Raw genomic sequence first — 300 nt, 5'->3', positions numbered from 1 at the left:
ACGGATACTGGTCGAAGCACCGATATACGATGAATTTATCGACAAGCTCGCCAGCCGGATGGACAAGCTGGTGATTGGCGATCCATTGCTGGACGATACCCAGGTTGGCCCGATCGCCCGGCAGAATTTGCTAACCAACCTGCATCGCCAGGTCAGCGATACCATCAATGCGGGTGCCCGTTGCCTGTTGGGTGGCGAGCCGCTTAATCGACCCGGTTTCTATTACCCGCCAACATTGCTGGTGGATGTGCAGCCGGGCATGGTGGCGTTTGAAGAAGAAACCTTCGGGCCGGTGATGGC

General features: G+C 57.0%; 1 protein-coding gene. It reads left to right on the top strand.

Going from position 1 to position 300, the window contains the following annotated elements; genetic code table 11:
- Positions 1-300 (top strand): aldehyde dehydrogenase family protein (locus Q4563_RS18720; protein ID WP_303605585.1); only part of this gene is annotated, 300 nt, incomplete at both ends.

This window comes from Gilvimarinus sp. 1_MG-2023 (assembly GCF_030548285.1).
Note: the sequence above shows the minus strand (reverse complement) of the source record. Positions and strands in the feature narration are given on the sequence as shown.